The 20,092-nt window shown below is 45.2% G+C and carries 21 protein-coding genes and 1 riboswitch; of the genes, 5 read left to right on the top strand and 16 right to left on the bottom strand.

Translation table 11 applies throughout. From position 1 onward, the window contains the following. Nucleotides 1–111 precede the first annotated feature (111 nt). Nucleotides 112–327, top strand: coding sequence for a DNA-binding protein (locus tag HU147_RS15805; protein WP_224077119.1), 216 nt, complete (start codon nucleotides 112–114; stop codon nucleotides 325–327). Nucleotides 328–386: 59 nt separating this feature from the next. Here the strand turns inward: HU147_RS15805 and HU147_RS15800 are convergent, their stop codons facing one another. From HU147_RS15800 to HU147_RS15790, 3 genes are all read right to left on the bottom strand, one after another. After that, nucleotides 387–1,508, bottom strand: a complete 1,122-nt coding sequence (locus tag HU147_RS15800) for an NADH-dependent flavin oxidoreductase (RefSeq protein WP_224077118.1) — start codon at nucleotides 1,506–1,508, stop codon at nucleotides 387–389. Between the two features lie 198 nt (nucleotides 1,509–1,706). Beyond that, entirely contained in the window at nucleotides 1,707–3,683 is a 1,977-nt protein-coding gene (locus tag HU147_RS15795) for an FtsX-like permease family protein (RefSeq protein WP_224077117.1), read from the bottom strand. Continuing rightward, nucleotides 3,676–4,443 (bottom strand): ABC transporter ATP-binding protein, encoded by a 768-nt coding sequence (locus HU147_RS15790; RefSeq protein WP_224077116.1) that lies wholly within the window; start codon nucleotides 4,441–4,443, stop codon nucleotides 3,676–3,678. The genes HU147_RS15795 and HU147_RS15790 overlap by 8 nt, the downstream gene beginning before the upstream one ends. A gap of 225 nt (nucleotides 4,444–4,668) precedes the next feature. Here HU147_RS15790 and HU147_RS15785 point away from each other — a divergent pair, with 225 nt between their 5' ends. Beyond that, nucleotides 4,669–5,124, top strand: coding sequence for a hypothetical protein (locus HU147_RS15785; protein WP_036803726.1), 456 nt, complete (start codon nucleotides 4,669–4,671; stop codon nucleotides 5,122–5,124). A gap of 124 nt (nucleotides 5,125–5,248) precedes the next feature. Here the strand turns inward: HU147_RS15785 and HU147_RS15780 are convergent, their stop codons facing one another. The 10 genes from HU147_RS15780 to HU147_RS15735 all read right to left on the bottom strand — a co-directional run bounded on the left by HU147_RS15780 (nucleotide 5,249) and on the right by HU147_RS15735 (nucleotide 12,933). After that, nucleotides 5,249–6,121, bottom strand: a complete 873-nt coding sequence (locus tag HU147_RS15780; protein ID WP_074509794.1) for a 5'-methylthioadenosine/S-adenosylhomocysteine nucleosidase — start codon at nucleotides 6,119–6,121, stop codon at nucleotides 5,249–5,251. 141 nt (nucleotides 6,122–6,262) lie between these two features. Beyond that, nucleotides 6,263–6,366, bottom strand: a riboswitch (purine riboswitch). A gap of 174 nt (nucleotides 6,367–6,540) precedes the next feature. Next, nucleotides 6,541–7,557, bottom strand: coding sequence for a sensor histidine kinase (locus HU147_RS15775; RefSeq protein WP_224077115.1), 1,017 nt, complete (start codon nucleotides 7,555–7,557; stop codon nucleotides 6,541–6,543). After that, entirely contained in the window at nucleotides 7,550–8,239 is a 690-nt protein-coding gene (locus HU147_RS15770) for a response regulator transcription factor (RefSeq protein ID WP_224077114.1), read from the bottom strand. The genes HU147_RS15775 and HU147_RS15770 overlap by 8 nt, the downstream gene beginning before the upstream one ends. Before the next feature lie 172 nt (nucleotides 8,240–8,411). Continuing rightward, on the bottom strand, nucleotides 8,412–8,801 hold the full coding sequence (locus HU147_RS15765; RefSeq protein ID WP_053166254.1) for an RDD family protein: 390 nt from the start codon (nucleotides 8,799–8,801) through the stop codon (nucleotides 8,412–8,414). 73 nt (nucleotides 8,802–8,874) lie between these two features. Then, on the bottom strand, nucleotides 8,875–9,435 hold the full coding sequence (locus HU147_RS15760) for an MEDS domain-containing protein (protein WP_176294659.1): 561 nt from the start codon (nucleotides 9,433–9,435) through the stop codon (nucleotides 8,875–8,877). A gap of 137 nt (nucleotides 9,436–9,572) precedes the next feature. Beyond that, nucleotides 9,573–10,319: a phosphatase PAP2 family protein gene (locus tag HU147_RS15755; protein WP_053166256.1), complete on the bottom strand. Its 747-nt coding sequence runs from the start codon at nucleotides 10,317–10,319 to the stop codon at nucleotides 9,573–9,575. Nucleotides 10,320–10,439: 120 nt separating this feature from the next. Further along, on the bottom strand, nucleotides 10,440–10,901 hold the full coding sequence (locus HU147_RS15750; RefSeq protein ID WP_036803715.1) for an SRPBCC family protein: 462 nt from the start codon (nucleotides 10,899–10,901) through the stop codon (nucleotides 10,440–10,442). Nucleotides 10,902–10,914: 13 nt separating this feature from the next. Then, complete coding sequence (locus tag HU147_RS15745; protein ID WP_224077113.1) at nucleotides 10,915–11,547, bottom strand: CPBP family intramembrane glutamic endopeptidase; 633 nt, start codon at nucleotides 11,545–11,547, stop codon at nucleotides 10,915–10,917. After that, nucleotides 11,544–12,362, bottom strand: coding sequence for an alpha/beta fold hydrolase (locus HU147_RS15740; RefSeq protein ID WP_053166258.1), 819 nt, complete (start codon nucleotides 12,360–12,362; stop codon nucleotides 11,544–11,546). The genes HU147_RS15745 and HU147_RS15740 overlap by 4 nt, the downstream gene beginning before the upstream one ends. A 154-nt stretch (nucleotides 12,363–12,516) precedes the next feature. After that, nucleotides 12,517–12,933, bottom strand: coding sequence for a VOC family protein (locus HU147_RS15735; RefSeq protein WP_263427890.1), 417 nt, complete (start codon nucleotides 12,931–12,933; stop codon nucleotides 12,517–12,519). A 318-nt stretch (nucleotides 12,934–13,251) separates the two neighbouring features. Between HU147_RS15735 and HU147_RS15730 the strand changes: the two genes are divergently transcribed. Continuing rightward, on the top strand, nucleotides 13,252–14,268 hold the full coding sequence (locus HU147_RS15730; protein ID WP_036803708.1) for an STAS domain-containing protein: 1,017 nt from the start codon (nucleotides 13,252–13,254) through the stop codon (nucleotides 14,266–14,268). 50 nt (nucleotides 14,269–14,318) lie between these two features. Here the strand turns inward: HU147_RS15730 and HU147_RS15725 are convergent, their stop codons facing one another. The 3 genes from HU147_RS15725 to xylE all read right to left on the bottom strand — a co-directional run bounded on the left by HU147_RS15725 (nucleotide 14,319) and on the right by xylE (nucleotide 18,098). Then, nucleotides 14,319–14,918, bottom strand: coding sequence for a YdcF family protein (locus HU147_RS15725; RefSeq protein WP_224077112.1), 600 nt, complete (start codon nucleotides 14,916–14,918; stop codon nucleotides 14,319–14,321). 170 nt (nucleotides 14,919–15,088) lie between these two features. Further along, nucleotides 15,089–16,378, bottom strand: a complete 1,290-nt coding sequence (gene ilvA / locus HU147_RS15720; RefSeq protein ID WP_036803704.1) for a threonine ammonia-lyase IlvA — start codon at nucleotides 16,376–16,378, stop codon at nucleotides 15,089–15,091. Between the two features lie 280 nt (nucleotides 16,379–16,658). Then, nucleotides 16,659–18,098, bottom strand: a complete 1,440-nt coding sequence (gene xylE, locus HU147_RS15715; protein ID WP_224077186.1) for a D-xylose transporter XylE — start codon at nucleotides 18,096–18,098, stop codon at nucleotides 16,659–16,661. A 312-nt stretch (nucleotides 18,099–18,410) separates the two neighbouring features. Between xylE and HU147_RS15710 the strand changes: the two genes are divergently transcribed. Together HU147_RS15710 and HU147_RS15705 are read left to right on the top strand one after the other, a co-directional pair. Continuing rightward, nucleotides 18,411–19,298, top strand: a complete 888-nt coding sequence (locus tag HU147_RS15710) for a fructose bisphosphate aldolase (RefSeq protein ID WP_224077111.1) — start codon at nucleotides 18,411–18,413, stop codon at nucleotides 19,296–19,298. Between the two features lie 154 nt (nucleotides 19,299–19,452). Continuing rightward, entirely contained in the window at nucleotides 19,453–19,932 is a 480-nt protein-coding gene (locus HU147_RS15705) for a BsuPI-related putative proteinase inhibitor (protein ID WP_036803695.1), read from the top strand. The last annotated feature ends 160 nt before the right edge of the window (nucleotides 19,933–20,092 follow it).

Below are 20,092 nucleotides of genomic sequence, written 5' to 3'. Positions count from 1 at the left end.
AAAGCATTCAAGTTTTTCAAGAGCTAAAGAATAGCCCCCTGATCCCTATAAGCATTGCAATCTCCTTAGGCTAGAAGTATATTTACAGCAATAAGGACTGGAGGGATTAAAATGGCACAGCCAGAAATTGAACACAGTTTGCCGCACAGCATAGGACGGCCCGCAACCAACGCCTTATTGCTCGCCGGCTTCACACATTTGGAGCAATTCACCACGGTTTCAGAAAAAGAATTGTTGAAGCTGCATGGCGTCGGACCAAAAGCGGTCAGAATTCTGCGCGAGGCTCTTCACGAAAAAGCGCTGTCTTTTTCAGAAGATGCACAATGAGCCCTCAAAAGAAAAGCCGCGTATCCAGTGAATAAACTGGCTACGCGGCTTTTTTTGGTTCAGTCTTCTACACGGAACCAGCCCGGCGCATTGGCAACCATGTTCCATAAGTTTTCAGGTATGTTCAGTTCATCCTTTTTGCTGCGGTGAAGCGCCTGAAAAATTTCTTTCTCCTGGCTTTTCTTCACTTTCAACAACCATTCCGGATCCATGATCAAAGCGTGCCCAAGCGACACGAGCGGCGTAATCTCCAACGCCTTTTTCACTTGATCAAGCGTCTGCAAGCCGCCGACGCCGATGACCGGAACACGGCTTCCGATATGCTCTTGGATCATTTCCACGCGCGAACGGACATCGTCCTCCCGGATGGACCCGCCGAAGAAATTGCCGACAGACGCATGGATGTAGTCAATGCCTTTGTCCACGATGGCAGACAAAAACAGCAGCGTGTCGTCCATCGTAATGCCCGGTTCTTCCCGTTCCTCCGGGCTGATCCGGTAGCCGACTACAAATGGTTTCTCTGCATATTTAGCCACCGCTTCTTGAATCGATTCGATGACCGCTAACGGAAACGCCATACGTGCGTTTACGTCTCCGCCCCATTTGTCGGTGCGGCGGTTGGAATGAGGAGAGAAAAATTGCTGCACCAAGTACGTATTGGCCCCGTGGATTTCAACTCCGTCAAATCCGGCCTGGATGGCACGTCTTGTGGCTTCGCCAAACGCGGCAATCGTTGCTTCGATTTCTTCCGCTGTCATCTCACGCGGCGTTTCCGCGTTCGGGCGCGGCGCTGCGACATTGCTCGCTGACACCGGCTGTTCGCCGTTCAATAATTTCGAATTGGACATGCGGCCGGCATGGAAAATCTGCAGAATCGCTTTTGCCCCGCCTTCGTGGATGGATTCAGCCAAACGCGCCAGACTTGGTATGCGCTCATCGCTGTCCGCTCCAATGGAATCCGGGAATCCGGCGCCTAACGGTTCAACGAATGCACAAGCGGTGATGACAGCGCCCAGCCCGCTTTTGGCCCGGCGGTTGTAATACGCCAGTTCGGCGTCCGTTGCATCTCCGTTCGCATTGGAAGAGGAGATTGTCATCGGCGCCATCATAACCCGGTTTTTTACGGTTAAGCCCGACGTAAATGTATACGGTTCGAATATGTTTTCTGTTTTAATTTTCAAATGAATTCCTCCTTAAAGGTCTATACCCAGTTGCCATTGTTGGAAAGCGGTAATAGTTTCCGTTTCCTTTATAGGTAAATGCTATTTGAAAATAAAACAGAAAGGTATTAATATGCTCATTTTGAACGCTATTTCAGACTTTAGACTGAAAATAGAGCCATTCAATGGACAAGGTCCTTGAACGGCTCTTTGCTGAATTTATTTTACGATACTGTAATAGACTCTTGAAGTGATGCGGTAAATCATCCAGTAAATGGCACCGAACGCAACTACGACTCCTGTGAACGACAACAGCCAGGTGATTTCACTTGTCACACCGAACACCGTCAGCATTTTGCGGACAATGGGATAGGCAAAAATGACGTGGATGGTTGCCGTCACAATTGGCAGCAGGAACATCCAGACAATTTGCGAACGGGTGGATTCGTGGATCATGTCTTTGTCGAGGCCGACTTTTTGCATGATCTGGAATTTCTCCCGGTCATCAAAGCCTTCCGATACTTGCTTGAAGTAAGTGATCAAGACCGTGCCGATCGTAAACAGCAATCCAAGGAATATCCCGAGAAACAGGAACCCGCCATTCATGCTGTACCATTCCTCCCGAAAGGCTTCTCTGGATTCGAAACTTAGTGATTCTGAAGCGCTGGATAATTGCTTCATCTGCTTACCTAGTGCTTTCTTCTGTGCATTTGTGCCGTCTGTGTTCCAACCGATGAAGGCATCAATGCTCGCCGGATTGGCCTGCGGCAATTCCTGCTGATAGATTTCTGAAATCATTTCGATCTGGGAAAGCTCAGGAACAATCAGAACCATCGTCGTGACAATGGCTGCTTCTCCCCCAAAATCGTAGTCGGCTTCTTTCAATTTGAACTCCTGATCCCCGATTACAATATTCTGCTGATTGAGAGCTCCCTTTGAATGGTAGTACAGCGCTTCGCCATTTGAAAGCTCGATCTGTTTTCCGGCCATTTCATTAAAATCTTCCAATAAGAGCACCTGGATATATAAAGGGACATTTGCTGCCGGGAACCCTTCTTCAAATACTAGGCGATTCCCTTCCAAATTTCCAAACACAGTCAAGTAGCGATAACTTTCCATGTCTGTCACTTTAAGCTCCATTTTCTGTGCTTCTTCACGGAACTTGCCCTGCAGCCCGATAAATTGCGTATTCAGCTCTTTCTGTGATAAGTCCGTTCCGTTAAGGGTCATGTTGTTTTCTTTCGGAAAACGATTTTCCAATGTTTCCTCTGTCCCGACAAAAATAGTGACCGTTGTCGACACGGCAATGATTACCATCGAAGCCAAAATGCAGATATTCGCTAAGCCCACCGCATTTTGCTTCATCCGGTACAGCATGCCTGAAATGGAGATGAAAGGCCCGGGGCGGTAGTAGATCCGTTTGTTTTTCTTCAACGCCTTTAAAATATAAATCGAACCCGTGATAAATAATAAATAAGTTCCCATAATGACCAGCAACACCGCAAGGAAAAACTTTGAAATCGCGCTGAGCGGATCGGCAATGGTCAGCGAAATGCCGTAGCCCCAGCCTATTAAAACAAGAGACAGGATAAAGAGAAGAATCGATCCTTTCGGTTCTTTCTCGCCTTCTTTTTTGCCTTTCAACAATTTAATCGGATTGGCGAATGTAAACTGGCTGACGTTGTAGAGATAAGTGATCGCAAAAACTCCAGCGAACAAGCCTGCCGTGATCAAAGCCGTCATCGGGCTTGTCGAATAATTGATATTTGTCGGCAAACGGAGCAGGTAATTCAGCAGCATGAAAAACAAGCGGCCGAAAACCTGCCCTACAATCAGCGCTCCGGCAATGCTCACAAACGTCGTGATGAGCGTTTCAAAAAACAAAATCTTCGCCACATGCTTTTTTTCCAAGCCCAGTATTCCGTAAAGGCCGATCTCCTTTTTCCTTCTTTTGATCAGAAAACTATTGATATACAAAATAAAGATAAACGAGAAGATCCCGATGACAATCGTTCCCATTGCAAAAAGCGTCGGCAACACACTTGAACGTTCCTGTACGAATTTATTCGTCAAAAGAGAAGACATCAAATAGAACATCGTGATGATTGCAGTCGACGACAGCAAATACGGCACATACAATTGCTTATTCGATTTGATGTTGCGAACGGCCAAAGAAGTGAAAAAGCGATTATTCATCTTTGCCACCCCGGCTCGACAACACCGTCAATGATTGGGAAATGCGCTCCATGAATTCGTCTGAAATCTGCTCGCCCCGGTAAATTTCGTGGTAGACGGAGCCATCGCGGATGAATAAGACCCGGCTTGAAAAACTTGCTGCGCGCGTACTGTGTGTGACCATCAAAATCGTCTGCCCTGTTTCATTGATTCCCTTTAATATTTCCATTAAGTTTTGCGAAGCCTTCGAGTCGAGGGCACCGGTCGGTTCGTCTGCCAGAATGATTTTCGGTTGTGTGATCAATGCCCGCGCCACAGCCACCCGCTGCTTTTGCCCGCCTGAGACCTCATATGGATATTTGTTGATATGGGCTTCAATTCCAAGCTTGCGGACAATCGGAATCAGCCGCTCTTCCATTTCTGCTACCGGAATTTTCGACAGCACGAGCGGCAACAGGATGTTGTCCTTGATTGTGAAATTATCCAGCAAGTTAAAGTCCTGGAACACAAAGCCCAAAGTATTTCGGCGGAAAGCGGAGATTTCTTTGTCTTTGATATTGGATAGAGGTTTTCCTTCCAGATAAACTTCTCCGCCCGTCGCTTCGTCCAAGGTGGAAATGATATTCAAAAGCGTCGTTTTTCCGGAACCGGACTCGCCCATGATGGACACAAACTCTCCTTCTTCCACTGAGAAATTGACAGTCGAAAGTGCTTCGGTCTGCTGATTGGAAAAACGCGCTGTGTATACTTTTTTCAAATTCTTAATTTCTAATAAGGTCATTGCTAACCCCTCCTTGCTTTTAACTATACGACAGAAGAATTAGGTCTGCCTGTACCGTTTCTTACAATCGAAAAAGGTATCTTACGATTTCGTAAGATACCTTTTTCAGCCCTTCAAGCCCAAATAAACGAAACTGCGAAGATTATCTCCAATTTCTTACTGTTATACTATGTTGAGAGACCTTGTTCTTTTATCATCTAATTTAATTCTTTAGGAGGCAGACCAATGATTGAAAAGTTACTGAAAGACCAAGCCGCTCCCGCTTATTTTGTCTACTTAACAAATGGAGCAAACCCGTTCCCGAAAGTTGCCCAGACGATTCCAGAAATATTCCACAACCTGCGTGAAGAAGCACCAATGGGGTACACCGCCTTGTGGCTATTGAAGCGCATCGGCCTGGCCACCGAAAATCAGCAGTCTTACTTTAGTGAAAATGATGTTCTGACTTCTGAAGATACGAAACATCCAAACGAACAACATCCTTATATAACATTCCGGTTTGTGCAGATCAATGGAACTTCTCCCATGTACACAAGCCAAGGCGCTGTAGCTAATCATTCGAGCTATGAGGAAGCAGCCAGCTATGCTGCTGAAGAACTCAAGAAGAGCAAGGAACGCTATCCCGAACGCGACTTCCAGATTCTGATAGCGCGATTGATTGAACAGATGAACTGGCATTGAAACTCTCGGACCCGAGTAAAGGCGCAGTGGAAAGCGGCCACATGAAGCGAAAAGAAAAAGGCTATCGAGAAACACTCGACAGCCTTCAAACCTCATATGTTTTTATAGCCATCTTTTAATTTACTTACTTGCTTGAAAGACTGGAAATGTATTCTTTTACCACTTCAAACACATAATCCTGATTCGCTGCTGCTGTATCCGGATTGTAAGCACCGTCGTTTGTTTTATTATTTGATAAAATGCGAATGCCGAGGAATGGAATATCGTATGCTGCAGAAATTTGCGCAGCGGATGCAGTTTCCATTTCTTCAACAGAGGTGCCATATTTCTCATGGATCCAATTGATGCGGTCCACTTCATTGTTCCAGAAATCAGCGGAACCGATTGTTCCTTCTACAACTTTCCCTTTAGTATGCGTATCTTTTACTGCATTAGCTGCAGCCAATAATTCTTTGTCGCCTTCATAGTAACGAATATTTTCAGCATCCGGATCTTCTCCGGCACTGCCTTCTGAAGCCATCAAGTCCATCGGCTTCCATTCCGTTGGCTCGATGCCTTCACCTTTTGCTAAATCCCCTGTTTTCAAAGCTCCTATATTTACAGAACGCTCGCCAAGCACAATATCAAAGACGTTCAGTGCTGGATCGTGTCCGCCTGATGTTCCTTGGTTGATGATTGCTGCGGGATTGTATTTTTCAATGGCCAATGCAGTTGCAGCACCGGTATTTGCCATCCCTTTCCCCGTCTTGGTTACAATCACTGGATACCCTTCCACTGTCCCAATGTAAAATTCAAAGGTCGACCCTGCTTCTTCTACTTTCACATTTTCCAAACGTTCAGCAAACTTTTCCGCTTCAATCGGCATTGGTCCTTGAATTAAAATCGGACGTTGCGGTTTTTCTTTCGCTTCTGTTTCGCCTGTTGAACTGCATCCTGCAAGAATTAGCAAAATTGCCATTGCCAGTACCCAAATTTGATAGGTTTTCACTTTTCTCATGCTGTCTTCCTCCTAGTTGTTAAGTCCTCCCCACGGCTGTCCACACAAAAAAAGCCAGAGAAGTTAGCTTGTGCTAACCTTCTGGACTAGCAAAGTTAAAGTGTTCGAACGAGGCAAACCAATAGAAGGTTAAAATCGCCATCGTCAAATACTTCAACCCGTAGTCCAGTTCATTTTTTGGGAACTTGGTAGAAACGCCCGGACCATATTACCGGGCATATACGAGAATTATTATTCATTTTTAACACTTCGCTAATATAACAAGCACCCAACAGGGAGTCAACACAAAAGCGAACATTTGCATCTTATTATCTATTAATAGTTCGTGTTTTTTAATTTTTATCCGACTTTCTACTAAAATCACCAATCATTTTTCTGTTTTTGGTTCTTTTCTCTTTATCCAACTGCGTTCTCGTTCCTCAATCAAATACCCGTAATTCCTCTCTCGACAGATCAATCAGTACCTTTGTTCCTTTGCCTAGTTCCGACTGAATATCGAGCTTATACCCCAACCGTTCACAGATTTTTCTGCTGAGAAACAATCCTAGTCCCGTCGATTTTTCATAAAGACGCCCATTGAAACCTGAATAGCCCTTGTTGAAAATCTTTGGCAAATCTTCAGGCCGAATGCCGATGCCCGTATCTTCAATGACCAGCCTTCCTTCTTTCACTGAATCTTTGTAAATGGAGATTTTGCCGTTTGGCGTGTATTTCAAGCTGTTGGATATCACCTGTTCAAGCAAATTCTGCAGCCATTTTTCATCGGATAAAACAGTCATCTGAAGCGGTTCGTATTCTAATTTAATGCCGTTGTAGATAAACAAAATGGAATATTTTTTGAGAGCTTTTTTAATAACACCATCAAGGTCCACCTGGCTCAAATCAAGTTCAGCACCCGGTTCTTCCAGCTTCACATAATTCAGCGCCATATGCGTATAATCCTCTAGCCTAAGCAATTCCTGTGAAATCTGCCGTGCCTCTTTCCCGCTGGAACTTTGGTTCAGCAAACTGATGGCAGAAATCGGCGTCTTGATCTGATGCAGCCATAAAGTGAAGTAATCCAGCTGATCCGCTTGCCGGTCTGCATAGGCTGTTTCTGCTTCACGCTGGTCCCTCATAACGAGCGCCAGTTTTTCTATGTACAGCCGATCAAAAGGGTCTGGACTTTCCGAAAGCTCCTGCAATGTTGCAATATCTGTTGTCTGTAGACGCCTTACCTTCCCGTAGCGTCTTGCATACTGAATATATTGGATGGCCACGTAAATGCCAAATAAAAAAAATGATACTTCCATGCTGTAAAGAAAAAAATCGAGTGGCAGCCGGCCCAACAGATACACCAAACCGAATATCACCATCATGCCGGTGAAAATGAATATTTGCGGGCGCACTGACCATAAAAACTTTTTTAAGAGTTCACTTCTCGAGAAATCAGGCATGGGCTGCTTCCTTATTCAACGCGTACCCGATGCCTTTTTTGGTGACGATAAAATCGGTTAGTTCCACCTGCGCCAGTTTTTTTCGAAGCCTTGCCACATTTACCGCCAAGGTATTGTCATCGATGAACGATTCGTCTTCCCAAAGCTGGATCATGATTTCTTCACGCGTGACGTACTCCCCTTTTTGCAGAAACAACAGCTCCAGGATTTTCAATTCCGTACGGGTCAAATCCACTTCCCGCTTTTCGTAATAGAGCTTCGATTCACCCGGTTTCAAAACCGTCCGGTTAAAGTTCAGAAAATTATCTGCTTCGTTGAAATCATACGTTCTTCTCAGCAACGCCTGTGTTTTCGCGATGGCCACCGTTAAATCGAACGGTTTGGCAATAAAATCGTCGGCCCCCATTTGAATTGCCATCACGATATCCATGTTTTCGTTTCTTGATGAGACAAAAATGATCGGCACCTGGGATATTTTGCGGATTTCCTGGCACCAGTAATAGCCATTGAATGAAGGCAACTGGATATCCAGCAAGATCAATTGCGGCGACTGTTCTTTGAACACATCAAGCACCCGGTTAAAATTGTCTACTGCAAAGGCTTCGTAATTCCATTTCTGCAGTTCTTCTTTCAAAATGCCGGCAATCGTCTCATCGTCTTCCACTATCATGATTTTGAACATGTGCTTCCCTCCTGCCTTTGAATTATTATCCATTTCTATACATTCTTTCTTTAATCTTAGCGGAAATCCGGAACTTCAACTAGTCAAAGAGAGACAAGGCGCAAAAATAAAAAACGCCGCTCTTTTGAGTGATCCTCAAAAGAGCGGCAGAACGGGACGATTGTTCGTAGGCTTATTTTTCTCTGACTACCGTACGGGCATAAGCATCATGCGGGAAGCTTGCCCCGCCTAGCTGTTCAAAGCCTTGGCGGTCTTTAAAATAATCAATGGTGCTGATAAAATCACGGTAAAGGAAACGCTTGGCAATTTGTTCGCCGCTTGGTTTCTGGCCGTCTTCACTTTCCAAAACGAGCCCTTGTGTTTTGTAGCCGAGCGTTTGCCCTGATTTGGCCAGCTGCACATACTCTAGTCCCCATACCACCAAGGTTGGCACGACCAGCGAATAGGCTGCATTGTTTTTGACTTTCTTTGGCACGGCTGCTTCCAAAGCGGCCAGCGCTGCGGTTGCAGTCAGAAAATCAATGAGCATCGCTTTTGAGCGTTTCTTCGATAATGCCTTCATCCAACTCCTCCTTTTGATTGCTTTCTGTCTCAAGATTAAAAGAAGAAAGAACGGTTTACAACAGCCTTTGCTGTTATTTATTCGCTAAGGAAATAATGCTGTTGTCTGTCATTAAGTAGCCATGGCAGCTCAAGAGCTTCTTCTTAAGCTCTTCGGAAACCCGCTCCGCATTGTAAGCACAAACAGAAATTGCTTCATTCTGAAGCACCATCCGGTCGAGTTCGTTTTCATACACTGCGATTTCCCGTTCGATATCCTGCGAATCGCTCCACTCGACATGCCCCCATGTACGGACATTGCGCTTAGTCCCATTTCCTGCAGCCATCACTTCATCTAAATAAGCCAAAATGGTAGGCGGATGAAAATTCCCATTTCGCCAATAAAAATCAAAATTATTGATGTAGTGCAAAGCTGATTGTTCTTCTTCCGTCAGCCTCTCTTTCAAATGATGTTGGATCATCGGAAATATACGGGAATTTTCTACAAACAGCACGTAGTCTCCTTGCTGAATGCCATACACGATAAAAGAAACCGCATTGCGGATATATTCTTCCAAACTGTTGGAACTATAAAAAATATGGCCCTTGCCTGTTGCAGTCAATGTTTTTGCCAGGTTTGCAATCTTTTCGTTCACAGGCTGCCGCCTCCTTAGAATTCAACCGAAATTTATGGAGAATGTGTACATCAAACATTCTTAAGATAACCATACTACAGTCTCCATCTTTCATCAAAATAAAAAGGAGAGCACCGGGTTGGGAAAATTTCCACCTGCTATTTATTTGCCGGAAATCGCTTTCTGATTGCATTCCACATGGACGCCAGCATATTGCGGATGGAATGCACCGGACGCACATCGCTTTTGCTTTGCCACTGAATCCACTCTAAAGCAATCAGGCATAAAATCAGCCAAATCGTACCAGCTATATAACCGGCCAGCACATCACTCGGAAAATGGGCGCCTAAGTACACCCGGCTTGAGCCGATGAGCAGCACCACAATCCCCATGAATACGATGGAAAGCCGCTTAAAGGCAGCACGCCCATTGCCGCGCATAACGAGATACATGATAAAGCCATAGAAAATAAGAGATCCCATGGAATGGCCGCTCGGGAAGCTGTAGCCGACCGCATCGATTTCCGGATTGATGGAAGGACGGCCTCTTTCATACAATTGTTTGAGCATTTTCGTCAATAAACCGCCAACTCCAACTGCCAGGAGGAAAAACAAAATCCCCCATTTATCTTTGTATTTAATTCCTAATACGAGGACCGTTGCAACAGACAGCATCGTCAAAAACCAGACCGAACCAAGCTCCGTAATCAAAATCATGGCCGTGTCGAGATAAGGATGGTCAATTGCTTTAAAGTAATTGATAATCGATCCATCAAACCTTCTCATTTCGTTTTCCATGACTTCTTCGGCCAGTTCCGTAAATATCACCAGGAAAAGCGCAGCCACGCCGAGCCCTACCCCCAGCAGCAACAGGCTGATGCCGACTTTTGTATTCTCTTTTATCATTTCATCGCCCCTAACCGTGTTTCTAATCTGTTATTTGTATACCCACAACTTTGGTTAGCCATCCGTTAAAATAAAAAAAGCTACGTGCTGGAGTAAAACTGCCAGACGTAGCCGCTTTCCCTAATTGGTTCTGAGTTCCGTTGTTTCACAAATGTCTTTCAAGTTCTTTAAGCTCTGTTCCATGGCATTATTCATCACTTTTTTGATGATCAGCTTATCCGCTAACTTCGACATCAGACTCTTTGGCAATTCATACTCTTCCGCATAATCAATCCGGGTAGCTGTGCCTTCTGGCGTATAAGTCCAGCTCTGAAGAGAATCGATTGATCCTTTGATAAGCCCTTTCCACGTATAGCCGCTGCCCGTCCGTGAATTTTCGGTCACTGCAACGATGACAGGAAGCTGCATGCCGAACATATGAATATCCAAATCCATCGTTGTCCCCGCTTCACCTTGCCCACTTAAATTCCGTGGTTCGGATAAACCGGAATACCATTGATACCAGTGCTTTGGATCTGTTGCGTATCGATATACTTCGTCAATTGGCCGATTGATCACAATACTTTTTTGGACTGCCACCATTCCGTCGTCCCCCTTATCTCACAATAAACCAGTAGACACAAACAATTCCAAAATCCGATAGCACATGGCTGATGATGGTTGCGGTCATCGAACCCGATTTTTCCCGAATGAACCCCCAAAAAAGCCCGGCGATAAACACAGGAAGTACGGCGACAAAACTAAACCCGGCTTCAAAAATCGGGATGATCGACAGCAGATGATACAAAGTGTAAAAACCAGCCGACATCCCAACAGCATACAAGGCGCTTCCTTTCATCCGCAGCCGGTTAAACATGTAGCCTCGCCAGTAAAGTTCTTCCAATACCGGGTTGGCCAACAGCAGCACAAGGACCAAGAGGATCTCCCCTCGTCCTGAAAATCCCCAGTCCATCAGCAAAGTCCGCAAATATTCAATATCCAATAAGTAGACATGCAGCCAACTTAAACCACCAAAGATAAAAATGAAAAAAAGCAACCCGCTTCCGACACCTAAAACAACTCCTCGTTTGTCCAACTTCAGCTGTTTCACCGGAAATGCCCGGTCAATCAGCGGTACAAACAGCAGCCAGCTATAAAAAAGCAAAAACGTAATCGCGACATTTCCCATGACTTGAAGCCCGATAAAAATCATCACTGTCGGCCCAATCAAACGCAAAGCATTTCTCATCGTGCATCACCGGTCTTTGCTATGGTAGAACCCAGCCGGTATTGCTCTTCGATCGGCCACAGAAAACAATCTACAGCCGCATTGAATTCCTTGAATGACCGGGGCGGCAATTGATGGGTACCCCCTTCGATAAAAACCACCTGTGTTTGGGGTGCCGCTTTCAAAAACGGAATCCGGTAATGGTGCATCGGTTTTTCGAGCGTTCCATATAGAAGCAGAATCGGCATTTTCAAACGATGAAGCGAATAGGTGGAAATATAGTGCAGCCCCGTTTTGCAAAATTCATAAGAAGCCCGAGGATCCGACTTTTTGGCCAATCGGTAAATCGCTTGTTCATCTCCCGGCAGTTTCCGGTTTAATTTAGCCTGCAGTTTTGCAGCCATGGGGATTTGCCGAAATTTCGCCATGTACATGACGGATTTGATAAAGAATTTAGGAGTGAAATTATTTAATTCCGAGTAGCCTCCCGACAGGATTAAAGCAATGGTGCGTTCCGGGTAGTTCAAAGCAAATTCTTGGGCGATCAAGCCTCCGTGGGAGTAACCGCAAAGAACCACTTGTTTAATGCCGAGCTTATCGAGCAGTCTCTTTAAATGTTCAGCCAGCAGATGGATGGTCAACGGATTGCTGCCTCTTGAACTGAGCCCGTGCCCGGCAAGGTCATAGAAAATCAATTGATAGCTTTCTGCGAGAGCTTCCTGGTTACGGAATACATTATGCCCCATAACAAATGGATGGATAAAAACGATGGGCATGCCTTGTCCTTTAACATGATAGTAAAGCGAAACTGATTCATCAATTGAAATATGCGGCATAGCGGCGGTCCACTCCTATAGACGAAAAAGCATACAAGGTACGCATTTCAAGGTTTTTTATACCCATACCCTAACTGCCAAGCAGTCGAAACGCACAAGCAAAAAGCACGCGCCTGCTTTAGGCGCGTGCTGTCATTTCCCCCATATTGTGGTGTTATTGCTGCTGGCCATAAGACCCATCATCGTAATTAAACTGCCACACAATGCCGAACTTATCTTCCAGTGCCCCGTATGCCGGACTCCAAAAAGTTTCCTGCAACTCCATCGTCACCTTGCCGTCTGCTCCCAACCGGTTAAATTGAGACTTCACTTTGTCCAAATCATCCGAGACGATCGTCAAATTGAGATTTTTGCCAAACGGCACTTCCGAATCCGGCATTCCATCAGAAAACATCACTTCACTGCCTTCGATATTTAAAGCCGTATGCATAACCAAGTTCTTCGTCTCTTCCGCCATTTCAAAGCCTTCCTCCGGAGGCATGTCCCCAAAACGCATAATTTCCTGCTGTTCTGCTCCAAAAACATCCGCATAGTACTTGACTGCTTCTTCGCAATTCCCGTTGAACACCATATAAGCAACTACCGGCACGTAAATCGCTCCTTTCTTTTATCCCTTATCTATTTTACGTATTCAAGGAGAAGCTATTTTTCCCTGAATCCGCATAATCCTGCTGGATTCATCAGACACCCTATACAAAACTTATGTAGATAACCAGAAAGAACAAGTGTTCTTATTTTTTTAATTATACACCCATTCCCGTTAGATGAAAAGTATATTTTCAGTTTATTCAGATATATTTTTTATGCTTTCTGCGTTTAGGTGTCAAAAGAGACATTCAGAAATCTAAACTATATAATTGATTTATCTTGCTGATATGGAGGAACAACAATGACGCAAAAGAAAAACATAACAGTTGGCGGAATCGAATTGAAATGGGATCTGGATTCAGGAGAAGTGCTTTTTGAAGGCGGCGACGTAGTCTTCTTTTGGGTCAGTGCCATGAAAACCTTCTTTGATACCATCAAGGAAATCTCAGGCGTTGAAGCAACCAACCTGGTTCTGGAAACAACGGGTTTTCGCCAAGGCATCATCGTCGGCGAAGGTTTCGCAGAAATGAAGCACATCGATACGTCGAATATCGTGGAATGGATTTCCGATACATATGCCCCTGCCGGCTGGGGGAAAGTGGAAATTGTTAAAATGGATGAAAAGAACAATACGTTCACTTTGCATATCCAGGATGACTGGGAATACAAACTGAATCAGCTGGACGAAAAACAAACAGAAGGAATTTTCGTCCCTTCCCATTACGCCGGTGTATTAACCGGTATTTTCGGCATCAATTTCTGGTACAAGACCCTTCAATACCAGAACAGTGAAAATCCATACAGCATCGTTGAGTACTTCCCTTCCGATGTGACCGTCCAACGCAATATCCATGAACTGTCGAGACGGCAGGAAGCCGAACAAATCAACAAGCTTGAATTGCTCGTAAATGAAAATACCCAAATGCTGCAGAAGCTTGTGAAAGAACTTTCTTCTCCCATCATCCCGGTACTCGAAGGCATTATCGTCGTCCCGATGATCGGCACTTACGATGAAGAACGCGCTGAAGATTTGATTTATAAAACGCTTAGCCACTTGCCGAAGCACCAGGCCAATTACCTGCTTTTGGATTTAACCGGCTTGAATAAAAACATTACAGCCCATACGGCTGAACTGATCGACAAACTCGGCGCGTCTGCCCGGCTTCTTGGAACCGAAGTAATTTTAGTCGGCGTGTCGCCTGAACTGGCGCTGATTATCTCGCAGACCCTAACCAGCCTAAAAAAATTCGAATGCCTGCAATCGCTGCAGCATGGCATTTACTATGCCCTCGGAAAAAGCGGACGAAGAATCGTATAAGCAATAACACAAAAGAGCGCCTCTTCTTTAGCAGAGGCGCTCTTTTGTGTTTAACGAAAAAATGAGGATGTCAGCACATAGCCGACGTAACATACGGTTTCCCGGATGAAAAATGGCAGCTGACTGCTGAATGTCTGGTAGATTGAACTCTGTGTCGGTGAAGAATAGGCATCGATTCCCGTCACTTGCGCCATCAATAACGCACGTTTCATATGTAAAGGGTCACTGACCACCAGAAAGCTGTCCAGTCCATTTTCTTCTGCAACTTCGTAGGCATACAGAAAATTTTCTTCCGTAATCATGGATTCGGTTTCAATGAAAATATCTTCATCCGGAATTCCCATTCCCAATGCATACTTGCGGGAGACTTCCGATTCCGCCATTTCGGCGCCGTCCGTTTTGCCGCCGGTAAAAATGATCTTATCCACAAACTCATTTTCATACAGCCATATCGAATGGTTGATGCGTTCCCGCAGCACCGGCGAGGGCTGATCCCCGATCACTTTAGTGCCAAGAACGATGGCCGCATCGGTTTTTATATTTTCTATTTCTGCAGCATATGTCCAAATGCCATAAGCCGCAAACACTGTAAATGCAAAAAGCGCCAGCATCAGCACTTGCATGATTTTTCTTATTAGTCGTCTAGGCAATGATTTCCATCCTTTTGCTCTGCTTTCTTTTCAACTCACCGATGATGAATTTTCCTTCTATATTATCGATTGAAACGCTCCAAAAGAAAAGAGCATTTGCCAAAAAATCACCAAATGCTCACAAAAGCAATATACCAGCCAAGAGCCCTTTCTTTGAAAAGGCTCTTAGACTAGATCAATAAATTAAACAATAAGGAATCATTATTGATGTCTTTATACGGGAAACCGTTTTCCGCCATCCGGGTGACAAGCGGTTCGTAGTCTTCCCGGCGTTTCAATTCGATGCCGACAATAACCGGTCCGTGCTCGCGGTTTGTCCGTTTCGTATACTCGAAATGAGTGATGTCGTCTTCTTCACCAAGCACTTGTTCCATAAATTTGCGGAGTGCACCTGCACGCTGCGGGAATGTCACGATGAAATAATGTTTTAAGCCTTCATAGATCAGTGACTTTTCTTTGATTTCCTGCATCCGTTCAATATCGTTATTGCCTCCGCTGATTACGCAGACCACGTTTTTGCCTTTGATGTGCTCTTTATAAAAATCCAGCGCAGCTACCGACAAAGCGCCAGCGGGTTCTGCGACAATGGCATTTTCGTTATACAGTTCCAGAATGGTCGTACACACTTTTCCTTCGGGCACGGGAATGATGTCATCAACGACGTCTTCGCAGATCGCCATCGTCAAATCACCGACCTGCTTGACGGCGGCTCCGTCAACGAAAGTATCAATCTCATCCAGGCGGGTCACTTCGCCGTTCTTTAAGGAAGCTTTCATGCTGGCGGCTCCCGCCGGTTCAACACCAATCAGTTTGGTGGAAGGACTGATTCCTTTTAGATAGGAACCTACGCCGGAAGCAAGCCCCCCGCCTCCGATTCCACAAAACATGTAATCGACTGGCTCCTGCATTTCATTCAGCACTTCAAGCGCGACCGTTCCTTGTCCCGCGATGACCTGGGTGCTGTTGAACGGATGGACAAAAGTCTTCCCTTCCGCTGTGCAAAGCTCCATTGCCGCTGCAAAGGCATCATCAAACGAGTCGCCTGTCAGGACTACGGAAACTTGTTCACCACCGAAGCGCTTGACTTGGGACACTTTTTGGCTCGGTGTGGTGAGCGGCATGAAGATTTTCCCCTCGATGCCCAACGCCTTGCAGGAGTACGCCACACCTTGTGCATGGTTGCCGGCGCTTGCGCAGACGACGCCTCTGCTCCGTTCTTCCATAGTCATGCTGGAGATAAAATTATACGCTCCGCGCAATTTAAAAGACCGCACCACTTGCTGGTCTTCCCGTTTCAAAAAGACGTTGCAGCCGTATCGGGCGGACAGAATTTCGTTGCGCTGAAGCGGCGTTTTCACAATGACGTCTTTCAGTGCCTGATTTGCCACCATGATGTCTGCCACTGTCACTTTCGCTGCGTCTGTTGCTCTCTCAAGCTCTGTCGTATTGCTTCTTGTCATCTGAATCACCCTTTTGAATTTAGTTATTTCATTACTCTAACACAAAGAAGCAAATTATTGATAAAAAATTTTGACAATTATGCGAAAGTGCCGTTTTTAATAATAATCGAATCCATTCAAGCTTAATTTTGCATCTAATTTCAAAAGACCCGCAGCCTTGAATTGAAAGGTTGCTGATTTCAGGCAGTCTGCTTTTTTAAAGCAGCTAAATCATTCTAAAACACAAAACAACAGGCGATTCCCTTCAGCCTTCTGCTGATGGAAACCGCCTGTTGCTGCGTTAAATTTCTTTCACTGCAGAACCGCGTTTGTTCGCTGTCTGCGATTGTTTTGAAGCATGTGACTTTTTCAGCAGGATTTCAAGTTCCTCCAGCGACTTGCCTTTTGTCTCCGGGATGAACTTCCAAACGAATAATGCCGAAAGCAAACTCATGATTCCGTAGAATGAGTACGTCATCGCGCCGCTGACTTCCATCATCATCGGATATGTAGAAGAAATGAAATAATTGGCGGCCCATTGAGCTGCGACAGCAATCGCCAGTGCCTGGCCTCTGATTTTGTTCGGGAAAATTTCAGACAGCAAGACCCAAACAACCGGTCCCCAGGACATCATGAATGATGCCGTATAAATAATGATGAAGACCAAAGTCGCAATTCCGATTTGATTGAAATAAGCAAGACCGGCCACGCCGAACATCCCCACTGTCATACCGATTGACCCGATGATCAACAACGGCTTACGCCCAAATTTGTCTACTGTCAGAATCGCAATGACTGTAAAGATGACGTTGACCAAGCCCATGACAATGGTCTGGAAAAACGAAGCGTCGCGTGCCGCTCCCATGCTTTCAAAGATTCGCGGTGCGTAATACAATGCTACGTTGATCCCGACGAATTGCTGGAATACAGAAAGCAATACACCGATTACCACAATGGCTTTTCCGTAGACAAATAATTTTTCTTTCTTATGGTCGAACGATTGCTTGATTTCGTATAAAGTGGCTTTTGCCATGGTTGCATCATAAGTCTTCAGCAAAATCGCCATTGCCTTGTCTTCTTTTTGCTGCGACACCAAGTAGCGCGGTGTTTCAGGTACGAAGAACAGCAGCAGCAGGAACAATACCGCCGGAATCAGTTCAGATGCGAACATGTATCTCCAGCCGATCGAATTGATCCATTCCAAGCTCTCGCCTCTGGCTATGCCCCAGTTGACAAAGTAAACGACAAGCATCCCAAGAATAATGGCAAACTGATTTAATGAAACCAACCGGCCTCTCAAATGTGCGGGAGCGATTTCCCCGATATACATCGGAGCGACGGCAGAAGCCAAGCCTACACCTATGCCGCCAATGATGCGGTAAACATTAAAGGTAATCAGTAGAGCCATCGTCGGTTCCCCGGCTGTGAAAAACAAAACCTCTGGATAAGCAGAGCCTAAAGCCGAAAGAATAAAAAGAATGGCAGCCAAAATCAATGAGTACTTTCTGCCGATTGCTGTTGAAATTTTACCAGACAATAAGCCGCCAATGATGCAGCCAATTAACGCACTGGAAACTGTAAGGCCATGAACAAAGGAACTAAGCCCTAAGGAATCTGCGAAATAATTTTGCAAAGCCCCTTCTGCACCGGATATGACAGCTGTGTCATAGCCAAACAAAAGACCACCTAACGTAGCCACTAAAGTAATGGCAAAAATATAAAAGTTCTTGTTGTTTTTCATCTGCGTCAACGGGAGAAAAATCTTTTTGACTCCCTTCCTCCTTTCAAATTGAAAACGTTATCATTAATTGTAGCAATGTTCATAAACTTTGTGCAACCAGTAAACTAACTTTTCGTACTTATTCCACAGTTAAAATACCGTTCAGAAAACCCATTCATACTGGAACAGTGTGAAAATTCAGTGCTTCAGGTGCTATATATTCTTTTGTAGTTTAAATCGATTATTGATACACTAATTATTGTAAGAGGTCACTTTTAGTTAAAGTTTTTATGAAGGATTTATTCAAAAAAATTTATCTAAGGAGCTGGGAAAATGAACAAAGAGCAGTTAGAGTTGGTTAAAAACGGACAAGGTTTTATCGCAGCGCTTGACCAAAGCGGCGGCAGTACACCAAAAGCGTTGAAATTATACGGCGTTCCGGAAGATGCCTATTCCAACGAAGAGGAAATGTACGATTTGATCCACGAAATGCGGACGCGCGTCATGACCGCTCCTGCGTTCAATTCCGATTCCATTCTTGGAGCCATCCTGTTCGAACAGACGATGGACCGGAAAGTGGAAGGCAAATACACACCCGATTACTTATGGGAAGAAAAAGGCGTTGTACCCTTCTTGAAAGTCGATAAAGGCCTGGCTGACGAAGAAGGCGGCGTCCAGCTGATGAAACCCATTCCAAATTTAGATGAACTGTTAAAAAGAGCGGTTGAACGCAAAGTATTCGGCACGAAAATGCGCTCGGTCATTAAAGAAGCGAATGCTGAAGGCATTAAACAAGTAGTGGCCCAGCAGTTTGAAGTCGGCAAGCAAATCATCGCTACCGGACTTGTGCCCATCATTGAACCGGAAGTGGACATTCACAGTGCTGACAAAGAAAAAATTGAAGCATTGTTAAAAGAAGAAATCTTGAAAGAGCTGGATAATCTCAGCGAAGACCAGCCGGTGATGCTGAAATTGTCGATTCCGACAGTTGATAATTTCTATAAAGAATTGATCGAACATCCCCGTGTCGTCCGGGTAGTGGCGCTTTCCGGCGGTTATACACGGAAAGAAGCCAATGAGAAATTGGCACGGAACAACGGCTTAATCGCCAGCTTCTCCCGCGGTTTATCTGAAGGCGTCAGCGCTGACCAAAGCGATGACGAATTCAACGAAGGCATTGCTGATTCAATCCGGACTATTTACGAAGCATCGATCACGTGATTGATTCAAAAAAGCGCCGGCGGCGGCCTTTGACAGGTTGCCGCCGGCGCCTTTTTCTTTTGTAACTTTTCTCTTCGATTAACGGTCTTATACTAAAGAGATGCGGAAGGAGATGCGGAAGAGATTCCATTGAAGTTTCAAAGGAGGTGCGATAATGAGAAAACGCTTATGGTTTTTGGCACTATCGCTGTTGTTGCTGGCACTCTTTGCAACAGCATGCGGCATGGAGGAGGACGCAGAGAAAATGCCTGAAGAACCCGAAACAAACGAAGGCACTTCCGGCGGCATTGCAGCCGGCGAACCGGAACCGGCGATTAAACAGCTGGATGACAAAACCTATCTGTATACGGTAAAAAACCAAACGGAAAAGCCGCTGACTTTTGATTTCACCAGCAGCCAGCGCTATGATTTCGCTTTGCTCGATGAATCAGGCGAGCAGGTTTTCCTGCAGTCGTCTGTCAGCATGTATGCGCAGGCACTTGGAGAAGAAACGGTAAAACAAGCAGAAGAATTGGAGTATGAAATCGAAGTGCCGCCGCTGGAACTGGAACCCGGCACTTACACACTGGAAGCCTGGCTAACGCCTGAACAGGGCCCTGCCTTCCGAACAGAAACTGAATACGTCGTGGAATAAAAATGTAAAGGAGGCATCCCTTAGGGTGCCTCCTTTTCAGGCTGTCGAGAAACTCTCTCGACAGCCTGTTTTTTTGTTTATTTTACTACTTTTCCGATGTACACTAAAAGAAAATGAAGGAGCGAGGTCTCATGATTGGTCCCGTCAAAAACCATCGTCA

It is taken from the genome of Planococcus chinensis (assembly GCF_020071995.1).
In the GTDB taxonomy this organism is placed as follows: domain Bacteria; phylum Bacillota; class Bacilli; order Bacillales_A; family Planococcaceae; genus Planococcus; species Planococcus chinensis_A.
This window is presented reverse-complemented; position numbering and strand designations above follow the sequence as displayed.